The sequence below is a fragment of the Aquabacterium sp. genome, assembly GCF_021768455.1.
Lineage (GTDB): Bacteria > Pseudomonadota > Gammaproteobacteria > Burkholderiales > Burkholderiaceae_C > Aquabacterium.
This window is the reverse complement of sequence record NZ_JAIZVX010000118.1, coordinates 1-13,807: the sequence shown is the minus strand read 5'-3', so window position 1 is coordinate 13,807 and position 13,807 is coordinate 1. Positions and strand designations below refer to the sequence as shown.

At 65.7% G+C, this 13,807-nt stretch carries 12 protein-coding genes and 2 riboswitches; of the genes, 2 read left to right on the top strand and 10 right to left on the bottom strand.

The features are described from left to right. The 7 genes from QZ994_RS14670 to QZ994_RS14640 form a co-directional block, all read right to left on the bottom strand. A partial coding sequence (locus QZ994_RS14670) for an ATP-binding protein (protein WP_290873136.1) occupies positions 1-1,515 on the bottom strand: 1,515 nt, incomplete at its 3' end. Between the two features lie 308 nt (positions 1,516-1,823). After that, positions 1,824-4,727 carry an aminomethyl-transferring glycine dehydrogenase gene (gene gcvP, locus QZ994_RS14665; RefSeq protein ID WP_290873133.1) on the bottom strand — a complete coding sequence of 968 codons (2,904 nt, stop codon included), beginning with the start codon at positions 4,725-4,727 and terminating at the stop codon, positions 1,824-1,826. 97 nt (positions 4,728-4,824) lie between these two features. Further along, the gene (gcvH, locus tag QZ994_RS14660) at positions 4,825-5,199 is read right to left on the bottom strand and encodes a glycine cleavage system protein GcvH (RefSeq protein WP_290873130.1); all 375 of its coding nucleotides are present in this window, start codon (positions 5,197-5,199) and stop codon (positions 4,825-4,827) included. Positions 5,200-5,279: 80 nt separating this feature from the next. Beyond that, the gene (gcvT, locus tag QZ994_RS14655; protein WP_290873106.1) at positions 5,280-6,407 is read right to left on the bottom strand and encodes a glycine cleavage system aminomethyltransferase GcvT; all 1,128 of its coding nucleotides are present in this window, start codon (positions 6,405-6,407) and stop codon (positions 5,280-5,282) included. Positions 6,408-6,500: 93 nt separating this feature from the next. Continuing rightward, positions 6,501-6,651, bottom strand: a riboswitch (glycine riboswitch). 21 nt (positions 6,652-6,672) lie between these two features. After that, positions 6,673-6,782: riboswitch (glycine riboswitch) on the bottom strand. Positions 6,783-6,967: 185 nt separating this feature from the next. Further along, a complete protein-coding gene (locus QZ994_RS14650; RefSeq protein ID WP_290873103.1) occupies positions 6,968-8,248 on the bottom strand; it encodes a TRAP transporter large permease in 1,281 nt (426 codons plus the stop codon). A gap of 11 nt (positions 8,249-8,259) precedes the next feature. Continuing rightward, entirely contained in the window at positions 8,260-8,859 is a 600-nt protein-coding gene (locus QZ994_RS14645; RefSeq protein WP_290873100.1) for a TRAP transporter small permease, read from the bottom strand. Positions 8,860-8,958: 99 nt separating this feature from the next. After that, positions 8,959-9,921 carry a TRAP transporter substrate-binding protein gene (locus tag QZ994_RS14640; protein ID WP_290873139.1) on the bottom strand — a complete coding sequence of 321 codons (963 nt, stop codon included), beginning with the start codon at positions 9,919-9,921 and terminating at the stop codon, positions 8,959-8,961. Between the two features lie 234 nt (positions 9,922-10,155). Here QZ994_RS14640 and QZ994_RS14635 point away from each other — a divergent pair, with 234 nt between their 5' ends. Next, positions 10,156-12,174: a sensor histidine kinase gene (locus tag QZ994_RS14635; protein ID WP_290873097.1), complete on the top strand. Its 2,019-nt coding sequence runs from the start codon at positions 10,156-10,158 to the stop codon at positions 12,172-12,174. Continuing rightward, positions 12,171-12,797 carry a response regulator gene (locus QZ994_RS14630; RefSeq protein ID WP_290873094.1) on the top strand — a complete coding sequence of 209 codons (627 nt, stop codon included), beginning with the start codon at positions 12,171-12,173 and terminating at the stop codon, positions 12,795-12,797. The genes QZ994_RS14635 and QZ994_RS14630 overlap by 4 nt, the downstream gene beginning before the upstream one ends. A 25-nt stretch (positions 12,798-12,822) precedes the next feature. On the opposite strand, the gene QZ994_RS14625 is transcribed toward QZ994_RS14630, so the two are convergent. The 3 genes from QZ994_RS14625 to QZ994_RS14615 all read right to left on the bottom strand — a co-directional run. Beyond that, on the bottom strand, positions 12,823-13,137 hold the full coding sequence (locus QZ994_RS14625; protein WP_290873091.1) for a hypothetical protein: 315 nt from the start codon (positions 13,135-13,137) through the stop codon (positions 12,823-12,825). Between the two features lie 149 nt (positions 13,138-13,286). Continuing rightward, positions 13,287-13,574: a hypothetical protein gene (locus tag QZ994_RS14620; protein WP_290873088.1), complete on the bottom strand. Its 288-nt coding sequence runs from the start codon at positions 13,572-13,574 to the stop codon at positions 13,287-13,289. Between the two features lie 52 nt (positions 13,575-13,626). Continuing rightward, a partial coding sequence (locus tag QZ994_RS14615) for a hypothetical protein (RefSeq protein WP_290873085.1) occupies positions 13,627-13,807 on the bottom strand: 181 nt, incomplete at its 5' end.

The window sequence follows — 13,807 nt, the reverse complement described above, 5'->3', positions numbered from 1 at the left end:
CGGCGCCGGCGCCAGCAGCGGCGGCTGGTAGCTGGCCGGCAGCACCAGGGTGAAGGTGCTGCCTTCGCCCAAGGTGCTGTCGAACTGGATGTCGCCCCCCATCAGCCGCGCCAGGCGCTGGCTGATGGCCAGGCCCAGGCCGGTGCCACCGTCGTCGCGGTTCTGGTCTCGGTGCGCCTGCTCGAAGGGGCGGAAGAGGCGGGCTGCGGCTTCTGGCGGGATGCCGACGCCGGTGTCGCGCACGGTGAAGCGAAGCTGTGTGTCGGGGGCGTCGCCACAGAGGTCGATGTCGAGTTGCACCATGCCCTGATCGGTGAACTTGATGGCGTTGCCCAGCAGGTTCAACAGGATCTGGGCGCAGCGGGTGGCATCGCCGGTGAACTGGCGCGGCAGTTGGGGGCTTTCGCTCAGGCGAAGCATCAGGCCCTTGGCCTCGGCTCGGCCGGCACTCATCGTGACGACGTGTTCGATGAGTTGGCCCAGGTCGACGTCGCCTTGCTGGATGGGCATCTTGCCGGCTTCGATCCGCGAGAAGTCCAGCACGTCGTTGATGAGGGTCATCAGGTGCTGGCCAGACTGCAGGATCTGCTGGAAGGTGCGTGCGGCGGGAGAGCCCTCGTGGGCGTGCATGCCGAGCTGGGCCATGCCGAACATGGCATTGAGCGGTGTGCGCAGTTCGTGGCTGATGTTGGCGAGGAACTCGCTCTTGGCCTGGTTGGCGGCCTCTGCGGCCTGCTCGGCGCGCTTGACCTGGCTGATGTCGAAGACCATGACAAGGAAGCCGCGGACCTCGCCATCAATGACATCGGGCAGGTAATGGGCTTCGGTGGTGCGCGTTTCGCCCGCGACATTGGTGAGATCCCGCTCGAAGCACTGCGCTTCGCCACGCAGGGTGGCTTCGATGTAGCCCCGGTTGCGCTCGTAGAGGCTGGGGCCGAGGAGTTCCCGCAAATGGCGCCCCTTGATGGCTTCGGGCGGCTGCCCGAACCATTCGCCGTAGGCGCGGTTGGCAAAGCGGTTGCGCTGGTTCTGGTCCCAGTAGCCGACCAGGCCAGGGATGCCATCCAGGATGTGTTGCAGCATGTGGGTGCTGTCTTCCAGGGCCTGGGTGCGCTCGGCGATGCGCTCCTCCAGCGTCTGGTTGTGCTCGCAGATGGCCTGTTCGGTCTGTTTGCGCTCGGTGATGTCGAGCACGATGCCGATGTAATGCAGGCCGTCTGGGCGGTGGTCGGGTTGGCCGCGGGCCATGATCCACGCGGTCTGGTCGCCGTGGCGGCGCCATTCCACCTCGAAGGGTTGCGCCAGCGACACGGCCTCGGCGACCTTGCGCTGGGCCGCTTCGCGGTCGTCCGGGTGGATGCTGTCGGCCCAGCTCTGGTAGCAGGGTGTGTGTTGACCTGGTGTCAGGCCGTAGAGCTTCCAGACTGCCGGAGACCACAGCGTTCGGTTGGTCTGGATGTCCCATTCCCAGATGCCTGCGCCCGTGCTTTCCATGGCGCGCACGAGGGCGGGCATGTGGAATGTGGGGATGGCATCCGGGTCTGCGGGCTGCGGCGGCGGCCCATACGGCGATGGTGCCGTGCCGAGTCTGGACCCGAAGCGCAACAAAGGGTTGAACAGTTTGCCCATGCACCCGCCCGCTGTGTCGGTGCGCCGCAGACGTGGCGGCGTGTCACCTGATGGGGGCTTCGGTAAGGGCGTTGGCCGAGAAGCCCGATTCGGCCCGTGTTCAAACACGTTCTGTGAATGTGGGCCTTTGCGTCGGGGCTGGCAATGAGTAAACCCACCTGACCGGTGGGTTTTTTTTCTGGGCGAGACCGATCTCAGGCGAGTTCGCTCATCGGCACGCAGGAGCAGAAGAGGTTGCGGTCGCCATAGACGTTGTCGACACGGCCCACGGGCACCCAGTATTTCTGCTTGCGCAGGCTGGCAAGGGGGTAGGCGGCCACGTCGCGGCTGTAGGCGTGCGTCCACTCCCCGCTGATGAGGCTGGCAGCCGTGTGAGGCGCGTTCTTCAACGGGTTGTCCTCACGCGGCAGGGCACCGGCCTCAACCTGGCGAATCTCTTCCCGGATGGCGATCATGGCGTCGCAGAAGCGGTCGAGTTCGGCCTGTGATTCGCTCTCGGTGGGCTCGACCATCAGGGTGCCAGCCACGGGGAAGCTGAGCGTGGGGGCATGGAAACCGTAGTCGATGAGGCGCTTGGCAACGTCTTCGGCGCCGATGCCGCTGCTGTCCTTCAGGGGGCGCAGGTCGAGGATGCACTCGTGGGCCACGCCGCCGCCCTTGATCTGGGTGCTGCCGCTGCTGAAGTGGATGTCGTAGTGATCGGCCAGGCGGGCGGCTACGTAGTTGGCGTTGAGGATGGCCACTTCGGTGGCGGCCTTCAGGCCGTCGGCGCCCATCATGCGGATGTACATCCAGCTGATGGGCAGCACGGCAGCGTTGCCCAGGGGGGCGGCGCTCACGGCGCCCACCTGCACTTCGGTGCCCAGGCCGGCAGAACGGTGGGCGGGCAGGAAGGGCACCAGGTCGTCGACCACGCAAACGGGGCCGACGCCCGGGCCGCCACCACCGTGGGGGATGCAGAAGGTCTTGTGCAGGTTGAGGTGGCTCACATCCCCACCGAACTCCCCAGGGCCGGCCAGGCCGACCAGGGCGTTCATGTTGGCGCCGTCGACGTAGACGCGGCCACCGTGTTCGTGCACCAGCTTGCAGAGTTCGGTCACGCGGGTCTCGAAGACGCCGTAGGTGGAGGGATAGGTGATCATCACGGCGGCCAGGTTGGCGCTGTGCTGTTCGCATTTGGCCTTCAGGTCGTCGAGGTTGACGTTGCCGTCGGCATCGCACTTCACGACCACCACCTTGAGGCCCACCATCTGGGCGCTGGCGGGGTTGGTGCCGTGGGCGCTTTCGGGGATCAGGCAAATGTCGCGCTGCCCCTGGCCGCGGGCGTCCTGCCAGGCCTTGATGACCAGCAGGCCGGCGTATTCACCCTGGGAGCCGGCATTGGGCTGCAGGCTGATGCCGGCGTAACCGGTGGCCTGGCAGAGCCAGGCGGTGAGCTGGGCGTTGAGCAGGTCGTAGCCCTTGAGTTGGTGGCGTGGGGCGAAAGGGTGGATGTGCGCGAACTCGGGCCAGGTGATGGGGATCATCTCGCTGGTCGCGTTGAGCTTCATGGTGCACGAGCCCAGGGGGATCATGGTGCGGTCCAGGGCCAGGTCCTTGTCGGCCAGGGCGCGCAGGTAGCGCAGCATCTCCGTTTCGGAGTGGTGGGTGTTGAAAACCGGGTGGGCCAGGAAGGGGCTGCTGCGGCGCAGGGCGGCGGGCAGACGCAGGCTCAGGTGGGGCTCCAGGCTGTCGATGGTCGGGACGGACTGCCCCTGGGCGAACAGGGCCAGGATGTCGAGGACGTCCTGGCGGGTGGTGGTTTCGTCCAGGCTGATGCCGATGGTGTCGGCGCTGGCTGCGCGCAGGTTGATGCCCTGGGCTTCGGCGGCGGCGAGGATGGCGTCGCGGTCGGCGGCCAGCACCTGGGTGGTGTCAAAGCCGGTGTCGTGGATCAGCTTGCGGCCCAACTGTTCCAGGCCCTTGGCCAGGATGGCGGTGAGGCTGGCCACGCGCAGGGCGATCCGCTTCAGGCCTTCAGGACCATGGTAGACCGCATACATGCTGGCGATGACGGCTGGCAGGACCTGCGCCGTGCAGATGTTGGAGGTGGCCTTTTCGCGGCGGATGTGCTGTTCGCGGGTCTGCAGGGCGAGGCGGTAGGCCGGATTGCCATGGCTGTCGACGCTCACGCCCACGAGTCGGCCGGGCATGGAACGCTTGAATTCGTCCTTGGTGGCCAGGTAGGCGGCGTGGGGGCCACCGTTGCCCATGGGCATGCCAAAGCGCTGGGTGTTGCCCAGGGCGATGTCGGCGCCGAGTTCGCCCGGCGGCGTCAGCAGGGTCAGGGCCAGCAGGTCGGCAGCGACGATGGCCAGGGCGCCCTTGGCGTGCAGGGCATCGATCAGGGGGCGCAGGTCGCGGACCTGGCCGTTGACGCCGGGGTACTGCATCAGGGCTGCAAAGCAGTCCTGGGTTTGCAGGTGCTCGGCCAGTTGCGCGGCGTGCACCAGGTCGACGGTGATGCCCAGCGGCTTGGCGCGGGTCTGGATCACTTCGAGGGTCTGGGGCAGCACGTCGTGGCAGACCACGAACCGGGTGCTCTTGCTCTTGCCGCCGCGGGCGGCCAGCGTCATGGCTTCGGCGGCGGCGGTCGCCTCGTCGAGCATGGAGGCATTGGCCATGGCCAGACCGGTGAGGTCGGTCACCATGGTCTGGAAGTTGATCAGGGCTTCCATGCGGCCCTGCGAGATTTCGGCCTGGTAGGGTGTGTAGGCCGTGTACCAGGCAGGGTTCTCGAGGATGTTGCGCAGGATGACGCCCGGGGTGTGGGTGCCGTGGTAGCCCTGGCCAATGAAGTTGCGCATCAGCCTGTTTTGCTGCGCGATGGCCTTGAGTTCGGCCAGAGCCTGGGCCTCGCCCACGGGCGCGGGCAGGTCCATGGGCTGGCTGCGCTTGATCGTGGCGGGCACGATGGCGTCGATCAGGGCCTGGCGCGAGGCCACGCCGACCACGCTCAGCATGTGGGCTTGTTCAGCCTCCCAGGGGCCCAGGTGGCGAGCCTGGAATTCGGAGGCGTTTTCGAGCTCGGCGAGCGAGGGCAGGGTGGTGTTCGGCATGGCGGGCGTTCGGCAGGACCCGCGGCGCGGCAAGGCGGCGCAGCGGGCATCGGTCAATCAGGCAGAGGAAGCGAAAGTCAGGGCAGACGCAGGCAGGTCAGGCGTTCTTGACGAGTTCGTCGTAAGCCGTCTCGCTCATCAGTTCGTCGGCGTCGGCCGGGTTGGTCAGCTTGACCTTGAAGAACCAGCCGGCGCCCAGCGGGTCGGTGTTGGCCAGGGCGGGGTCGTCGCGCAGGGCTTCGTTGACCTCGAGGATGTCGCCGCTCAGGGGCATGTAGACGTCGGCAGCGGCCTTGACGGACTCGACCACGCCAGCCACATCTTTGGCGGCGAAGGTGGTGCCCACGGCAGGCAGGTCGACGAAGACCACGTCACCCAGGGCGTCCTGCGCGTGGTGGGTGATGCCGACCACGGCGGTGCCGTCCGCGTCGATCTTCAGCCATTCGTGGTCGGGGGTGTACTTGAGGGTCATGGTGCAGTCCTTGGGTGCAGAATTTCAGTGAATCGGGTGCCGAACGGGCGTGAGTATCTCAGCCCGGCCGCCGTGGGTGCTCAACCGCGGTGGTATCGGTTGGGCACGAAGGGCAGGGTGGTGACGGTCATGGGCACGCGCTTGTCGCGCACCAGGGCGAACACCACCGTGCCCACGGCAGCGTGTGTGCTGCGCAGGTAGGCCAGGGCCACGGGCTGGTTGAGACTCGGCCCCAGGGAGCCGCTGGTCACCACACCGAGCTCTTCACCCGCTTCGGTCACGACCTTGGCGCCTTCACGCACGGGCATGCGTTCGGTGCTGACCAGGCCCACGCGCTTGCGGCTGGCACCTTCGGCGAACTGGGCGTCGATCACGCTGGCTCCGGGGTAGCCGCCCGCGCGCTCGCCACCGGCGCGGCGCACCTTCTGGATGGCCCACGTGAGGGCACCTTCCACGGGGGTGGTGCTGGTGTCGATGTCGTGGCCGTACAGGCACAGGCCGGCTTCGAGGCGCAGGGTGTCCCGCGCACCCAGGCCGATGGGCTTGACTTCGGGTTGGGCCAACAGGGCGCGGGCCAGTTGCTCGGCTTGGGCCGCCGGCACAGAGATCTCGAAGCCGTCTTCACCGGTGTAGCCGGAGCGGGTCAGGAAGCAGTCGATGCCATCGAGCGTGAAATGCCCGCCGGTCATGAAGGTGAGTTGCTGCACGCCTGGGTTCAATCGGGCCAGGGCGGTCACGGCCTGGGGGCCTTGCAGTGCCAGCAGGGCCTGATCGGGCAGCGGTTGCACGGTGCAAAGGTGTCCGATCCTGCTTTGCAGGTGGGCGATGTCTTGCGCCTTGCAGGCGGCATTGACCACCACGAAGAGGTCGTCGGCACGGCGGGTGACCATCAGGTCATCGAGGATGCCACCTTCGTTGTTGGTGAAGAGCGCGTAGCGCTGCTTGAAGGCCGGCAGGCCGATGATGTCGACCGGCACCAGGGTTTCCAGCGCGGCATCGGCGCCTGCGCCCTTGAGGAGCACCTGGCCCATGTGGGAGACGTCGAACAGCCCGGCTGCGGCGCGGGTGTGCCTGTGTTCGGCGAGGATGCCGGTGGCGTACTGCACGGGCATGTCGTAGCCACCGAATGGCACCATCTTGGCGCCAAGTTCGATGTGCAGGGCGTGGAGGGGCGTGGTGAGCAGCGGGGCAGAGTTGTCAGCGGACATGGCAATGGCCGGCGGCAAGGCCGGAGGTGAGGGCAAGCACAAATCATTCGCGCCACACCGGCCCAGGCTGCGCCCGAACCGTGGTGACACGGTGTTGCCCTCGCTGTCCGCTTTACCTGAGAGATTGACCCCTCGCTGCGACCTGGCCGCGGCGTCGTGGGCTTGCCCCTTCGGTGGTCTGGTTCGCTTTGACCCCATTGCGTGCGCGCAGGGAAGCCGCCAGGCTCTCTCCAGTGAGGAACATGACGGTGCTTTGAGGCCACTGCCATGTGTGCCAGTCCTTTTGCCTGAGCGTTCGGGCCGCCCGCCAACACGGGTGACGGCCCTGCGCCTTCGGCGACCAACGCGAGGTCGGTTCTCTCCTAGCAGTTTGAATTGTAAGTCAGGCCCTGTGAGCTCAGGCAAAAAAAAGCCCCCTGCGAGAGGGGGCTGTGAATGGCCTTGCGGCCCAGGGAGGTCTGCTTAAAAGTGTAATGCACACATTTATTGCGTGGCGGCAGGGATAACCTGGGCTTGTAAGCAGGCGCAACAGCCGGGGCGTGCGCCTGAGAAGGCTCACCTCACTTCATCAGCAGATGCGGCAACCACAGCGAGAGCGGGGGCCAGTAGGTCACCAGCACCAGGAAGCCCAGCATGGTCAGCAGCCAGGGCCAGACGGCCACGGTCAGTTCGGTGATGCCCATCTTGGTGATGCCCGAGGCCACATAGAGGTTCAGGCCCACCGGGGGGTGGCACATGCCCACTTCCATGTTCACCACGATCAGGATGCCGAAGTGCACAGGGTCGATGCCCAGCTTGATGGCCACCGGGAACAGGATGGGGGCCATGATCAGCACGATGGAGGAGGGCTCCATGAAGTTGCCAGCCACCAGCAGCAGGATGTTGCACACCAGAAGGAAGGCGATGGGGCCCAGGCCCATGCCCACCAGCCAGTCGGCCAGTTGCTGCGGGATGTTCTCATTGGCGAGCACGAAGCTGAACAGCACCGCGTTGGTGATGATGTAGAGCAGCATCGCGCTCATGTTGGCCGAGTTCAGCAGCACGCGCGGCACGTCCTTCAGGCCCATGTCCTTGTAGACGAACACGGCGATCACGAAGGCATAGACGGCGGCCATGGCGGCGGCTTCGGTCGGTGTGAAGATGCCGGTGTAGATGCCACCCATCACCACCACGATCAGCAGCAGGCCCCAGAAGGACTCGCGCAGGGCCTTGACGCGTTGAGCGAAGGTGGCCTTGGGCTGACGGGGGTAGCCAAACTTGCGGGCACGCCACCAGGTGGTCAGGCCCAGGAGGAAGGCCAGCATGAGGCCAGGCACGACGCCTGCGAGGAACAGGGCGCCCACCGAGGTGTTGGTCGACACCGAGTACATCACCATCACGATGGACGGCGGGATCAGGATGCCCAGTGCACCCGAGGTGGTGATGACGCCCGCGCCAAAGCTCTTGGGGAAGCCTGCCTTGGTCATCGCCGGCAGCAGGATGGAGCCGATGGCCACCACCGTGGCGGGCGAGGAGCCCGACACCGCCGCGAACAGCGCACAAGCCAGCACGCCAGCCAGCGCCAGGCCGCCATGCCAGTGACCCACCATGCTGGTTGCAAAGTTGATCATGCGTTTGGCGACCCCACCGTGGGTGAGGAAGTTGCCGGCGAGGATGAAGAAGGGGATCGCCATGATCTCGAACTTCTCGATGCCGGTGAAGAGCTTCAGTGCCACCGATTCCAGAGGGACCTGGGTGAAGCCGAAGATGAAGGTCAGAACCGTGAGGCCCAGCGAGATGGACACGGGCATGCCCGTGAGCATCAGCGTGAGCAGCACGCCGAAAATGATGATGCCGTTCATGGGGGCGCTCCTCAGGCCTTGTTGGTTTCTTCTTCCAGGCCGTCGACGTGGCCGTGGTCGTGGTGGGGCAGTTCACCCGTGTGGATGAAGTTCCAGGCCACCTGGATGAAGCGGAAGCACATCAGCGAGGAGCCAAGGGGAATTGCCATGTAGATGATCCAGGTCGGCCACTCGAGGTCGGGCGTGGTCGGGCCTTCAATCAGGTCGGTCATGTCCAGGTCGAAGGCGTGGTGGAAGGCCCAGTTGGCACCGTTGTGCCAAACGAAGTTGGCGCCCATGGTGGCAATGATCCCGGTGAACACGGCGCCGGCCAGCAGGCCGAACAGCACAAAGGCCTTGCGCCTGGGTTCGGACAACTGGTTGATCAGCACGTCCACCCCGACGTGGATGCCGGTGCGCACGCCATAGGCGGCGCCAAACTTGGCCATCCACACGAAGAGGTAGATGGTGGCTTCCTGGGCCCAGGACGTGTCGATGGTCAGCAGCCAGTCCTGAAGGGGGGTGTGCACGCCCACCAGGTAGCGGTGCAGCACGGCGAAAAAGATGATGAGCGTTGCCGCGCCCATGAAGAAGGTGATGAGCCATTCTTCGAGATGATCAAGCCACTTCATGTGGTCTCTCCTCGTTGTGTGGGGCCCCATGTCTCCCGACAGAGGCCAAAAAAAGCCCACGCCGTGGCGTGGGCTGGTGCAGGTCAACCCACGTGGGAATCAGAGCTTCGACGGGTCGAAGTTGGTTTCCTTGTAAATCTGCTGGATGGTTTCGTCGCCGATGCGCGAGGCCATTTGCTTGTGCACCGGGATCATGGCCTTCTTCAGCAGGAAGCGTTCGGCCAGGCCGGGAGCGTAGATGGTGGTCTTGCCCGACGTCTTGACCTTGGCCAGGGCATCCTGGTTGTCCTGGAAGGCGGTGTCGTTGGCGACCTTGGTGGATTCGGCCATGGCCTTGGTCAGGGCCGTGCGGATGTCGGCAGGCAGGCCGTCCCAGAACTTCTTGTTCACGACGACGGCGTAACCGAGGTAGCCGTGGTTGGTGATGCTCAGGTGCTTCTGCACCTCGTGCATCTTCTGGGTGTAGAGGTTGGAGGGCGGGTTCTCGGTGCCATCGACCACGCCGGTCTGCAGGGCCTGGTAGGTCTCAGAGAAGGCCAGCACCTGGGGCAGGGCGCCGATGGCGCGCATCTGGGCGTCCAGCACCTTGGAGGACTGGATGCGCATCTTCAGGCCCTTGTAGTCTTCGACCGACTTCAGGGGCTTGTTGGCCGACATGACCTTGAAGCCGTTGTCCCAGTAGGCCAGGCCGGTGATGCCGCGCGATTCCAGCTTCTTCAGCAGGTTGGCGCCCACGGGGCCTTGCGTGATCTTGTGCAGGTCGTTGTAGTCATCGAAGATGAAGGGCAGGTCGAAAACCTCGAATTCCTTCACGCCCAGGGGCGCAAACTTCGACAGGGACGGGGCCAGCATCTGGACGGAGCCCAGTTGCAGGGCTTCCATTTCTTCCTTGTCCTTGTAGAGCTGGCTGTTGGGGTAGACCTCGACCTTGACCTTGCCCTTGGTCAGCTCCATCGCGCGCTTGGCGAAGAACTCGGCGGCCTTGCCCTTGGGGGTGTCGGTCGCGACCACATGGCTGAACTTGATGACGATGGGCGACTGGGCAAACGCGGCAGGCAGCATGGCGGCGGTGGCGGCCAGGGTCAGCAGGCTGCGGCGCAGCAGACGGGCGGTAGCAAGGCGGGTCATGGGGGCTCCGGTGTTGTCGGTCTTGGTGTCCGGATTGTTCCCGTTTGCTTTCAGGGCGAGCCATTGTGGAGTTCCACATTTGGGACCCATTTCGGCCTGTTTCAAGGGTAAACCAGTAGGGCTCGCGCCTAGACTCTGGCGATGCTTGCGCCCCATGAGGATCCTGTCTTGAGCCCGCCTGTCCAGGTGCCGCCGCGCCCGGCACTGGCCTTGCCCCCCAAACCCCGTCTTCGCCTGCTGGGGATGCCGATCGGCCCCATGCCGGGCCTGTGGGCCTGGCCGCTGATGCTGACGGTGATGTTCGTGCTGGGTGTGATGGGCTGGTTGCGCAAGCAGGAGGTGGTCGACCTGGAGGCCCAACGTGCGGCGATGATTTCGGATGCGCTCTCGCTGGAGTCGCAGATCAACATCCGGCTGGATGCCGAACTGGCTCGCTTGCGCTTGCTTGCCGAGGCCCTGGAGCGCCACCCAGAGATGGACCGCGAGGCCTTTGCGCGCCAGCCCCTTGTGCTGGAGGGGCTTCGCCGCTTCTGGGTGAGTGTGACCTGGCTGGACGAGGCCGGTCGGATCCTGGCGCACGTGCCCGAGGGGGCGAGTCCGCCCGACCGCGATGCCCGCCTGCCCAGCGACGATCCAGGCCTGGCCGGCCACCTGTCCGTGAGCTGGCGCCGAGGCAACCCACAGCATCTGGGTGGGGTGCTGGTGGCCCGGTATTCCGCGGCCGCGTTGTTGCGCCAGAAGATGCCCTGGTGGCTGGTCAGCAAGTACGACATCCGCCTGGTGGACGAATCCGATGAAGTGATCGCCTCGACGGTGGAGGGCCCGCGCCTGCCGCAGCAGGCTTGGTACCGTGTGCCTCTGGGGCCTTCGATGCCGCAAGCCTGGCTCGAGCTCTCGGCGCGGGACCGCATCACGCCCTGGTGGCGCTCGCTGCCCATGGTGCTGATGGGCGGTTTTGTGGTGCTGGTGCTGCTGACCAGCCACATGCTGCGACGCCAGATGCGGGGCGTGTCGCGGGCCGAAGAGGCCTGGCGCACCGAGGCGGCCTGGCGCACCGCGATGGAGGATTCACTGGCCGTCGGCATCCGTGCGCGCGACCTCGATGGCCGTCTCATCTACGTCAACAAGACCATGGCGGACATGGTGGGCTGGCAGCCCGAGGAACTGGTGGGCCTCCTGCCGCCCATGCCTTATTGGGTGCCGGACGATGACCAGAGCATGACCCGCCACCTGCGCAACATGGCCGGCAAGGCACCGCGCAACGGCTACGAGTCCCGTTGGCAGCACCGTGATGGCCGCACGGTCGACGTGATGGTGTTCGAGGCGCCCCTGGTCGACGCCAAGGGGCGCCAGATCGGCTGGATGGCCTCCATCGTCAACATCACCGAGCGCAAGCAGCTGGAAGAGCGCGAGCGCAAGCAGATGGAGGCCATGGCCCACCATGCGCGCCTGACCATGCTCGGGGAGGTGGCTTCCACGCTCGCCCATGAACTCAACCAGCCGCTCACGGTGATCGCCAGCTACAACGCCGGTGTGCTCAATGCCCTGAATGCGCGAGCCGACACCGACCCGCAGCTGATCAAGGCGATGCAGCGCATGGGCGAACAGGCAGGCCATGCGGGCCGCATCGTCAAGCGCATCCGCGAGTTCCTGACCCGTCGCGAGCCCCAGCTGGAGCCTTGCGACCTGCCGGCGCTGATCCATTCGGCGGTGGCACTGCTCAAGCGCGACATCGCTCGACAGGAGGTGCACCTGCACATCGACATCCCGCCACGCCTGCCGCCGCTGGTGGCCGACGCCGTGCTGTTGGAACAGGTGGTGATCAACCTGGTGCGCAACGCCTGCGATGCGCTGGCACAAAGCCCTGGTGAGCGGCACGTGAGGGTCCGCGTGGACACCCTGCTGGACGACGAGGGCAGCGAGCACGAGGTGCGGGTGACGGTGAGCGACAACGGGCCGGGCCTGGACGGCCGCAGCATCGAGGCGATGTGCGCGCCGTTTTACTCGACCAAGCCCGAAGGCATGGGCATGGGGTTGGCCATCTGCCGCTCCATCATCGAACTGCACTACGGGGTGCTGGGCGCCGAACCCAGCGAATCGGGCGGCGCCAGCCTCTACTTTAGCCTGCCGGTGGGTACGGCTGCGGAAGAAGGCCAGGATGCAACAGACAAGGAATCACAGGCATGAACGGGACAGGGACGGTGGGCAGTGGTGTGGTCTACCTGGTGGACGACGAAGCGGTGGTGCGCGACGCACTGGTGTTTTTGCTGGGCTCGCGCGGCTTGCTGGTGCACGCCTTTGACGGTGGCCCTGCGCTGCTGACGCACCTCGCTGCGGTGCCGGCGCCGGTGCGTGGTGTGTTCCTGCTGGATGTGCGCATGGAGCCCATGTCGGGCCTGCGCCTGCACGAGGCCCTGGTGGCACAGGGCATCCGCAATCCCTTGCTGTTCCTGAGTGGCCATGGCGACATTCCCATGGTGGTCGAGGCGCTGAAGAAGGGCGCGTTCGATTTCCTGGAGAAGCCCTACAGCGACAACACCCTGGTCGACCGCATCGAACAGGCGCTGGCCGTGGAGGCGGCTTCTTACGCACAGGACGCCCGAAGCGTGGAACGCGAGGCCCGCCTGGCCAGCCTCAGCGAGCGCGAACGCGAGGTCATGACCCGCGTGGCAGCAGGCAAGCTCAACAAGGTGATCGCCGACGATCTGCACATCGCCGTGCGAACGGTGGAGGTGCACCGCGCCCGGGTGTTTTCCAAGCTGGGCGTGCGATCGGCCGCCGAACTGGCAGGTTGGCTCGCCGCAGGTTGACGGGGCGAACAGAGGGCGACAGATCTCAGCCCGTGCGCCTTGCCGGGCCGCGCGCCTGCAGCCAGCGACCCAGGCGGCGTGGCCAGCCGAGCCAGCCATGGCGATCACGCCAGACCAGGGCCGAGACGGCCAGCACGGACACGAGGGTGGCCAGGGGGCGAGCCGCCTCCATGAGTTGGATGGTGTCGAGCAGCAGGGGGGCGATGTTCACCTCGCCCAAGTAGCAGGGTGTTTGGACCTGGGCGTCCAGCGTGCACCAGAGAAAGTGGGCCGTCTGCCGCGCCAAGGCGGGCAGGGCGGTGGTCACGGCCGCTGGGGCCAGTGCCTGGAGGTGGTTCATGGGACTTCCCTGCGTCGTTTTGCTTGTTGGCCGCGATTGTGGGAAGCGCGTCATGCACTCACAACCCCGAGCTCACGGGGTTTGAACGTTCCGGATCCCCGTGTCCTGCTGCCCGAAAGTCCATTGCACTTGGCGCAAAACCTGGCGCTTCAGGCCAGCTTCATCTTGTCGAGCCAGACGCTCAACTCGTCGCCGCTGTTGATGTCGGCGGCCAGGAGCCCATCGACCATGAAGCTGGGGCTGCCGTGAATGCCGTTTTGGCGGGCGTACCGTGCATGCCACTTCAGGTCGACGTCAAGGCTGGGTTCCTGGAAGGCCTCGACCACGGGCACGCCACTGAGCTTTTCGATCAACCTCAGCACGTCGCGTGGCGATTGGTCGAGATTGGGCCCGGTGGCGTGTTTTTCCAGCACAAAGGCTTCGCGGTGGGCAAACACAGCCTGAAGAACCTTCCAGGGTGCGTTCAGTCTCGTCTGTTCATTGAGCCCGTCATGGCGTGCTGCGGCCAGCACAGCTCGGCACACCACCGATGAAAATGTGTGCCAGGGTTGAGATTGAAGTCGGATTTTCAAGGTCATTTTTTCTGGACCGACTGCCGAAAACAGGGCTTCCAACTTGCTGAACGCCTTGGCCGAGAACGGGCACGTTGGTTCCAGGAAGACCTCGATGA

Coding starts and splice junctions, on each gene's coding strand:
- QZ994_RS14645 (WP_290873100.1), bottom strand. CDS start 8,859: ATGAAGTGGCTTGATCATCTCGAAGAATGGCTCATCACCTTCTTCATG.
- QZ994_RS14640 (WP_290873139.1), bottom strand. CDS start 9,921: ATGCTGCCTGCCGCGTTTGCCCAGTCGCCCATCGTCATCAAGTTCAGC.
- gcvP (WP_290873133.1), bottom strand. CDS start 4,727: ATGCCGAACACCACCCTGCCCTCGCTCGCCGAGCTCGAAAACGCCTCC.
- QZ994_RS14650 (WP_290873103.1), bottom strand. CDS start 8,248: ATGAACGGCATCATCATTTTCGGCGTGCTGCTCACGCTGATGCTCACG.
- QZ994_RS14625 (WP_290873091.1), bottom strand. CDS start 13,137: ATGAACCACCTCCAGGCACTGGCCCCAGCGGCCGTGACCACCGCCCTG.
- QZ994_RS14630 (WP_290873094.1), top strand. CDS start 12,171: ATGAACGGGACAGGGACGGTGGGCAGTGGTGTGGTCTACCTGGTGGAC.
- gcvT (WP_290873106.1), bottom strand. CDS start 6,407: ATGTCCGCTGACAACTCTGCCCCGCTGCTCACCACGCCCCTCCACGCC.
- gcvH (WP_290873130.1), bottom strand. CDS start 5,199: ATGACCCTCAAGTACACCCCCGACCACGAATGGCTGAAGATCGACGCG.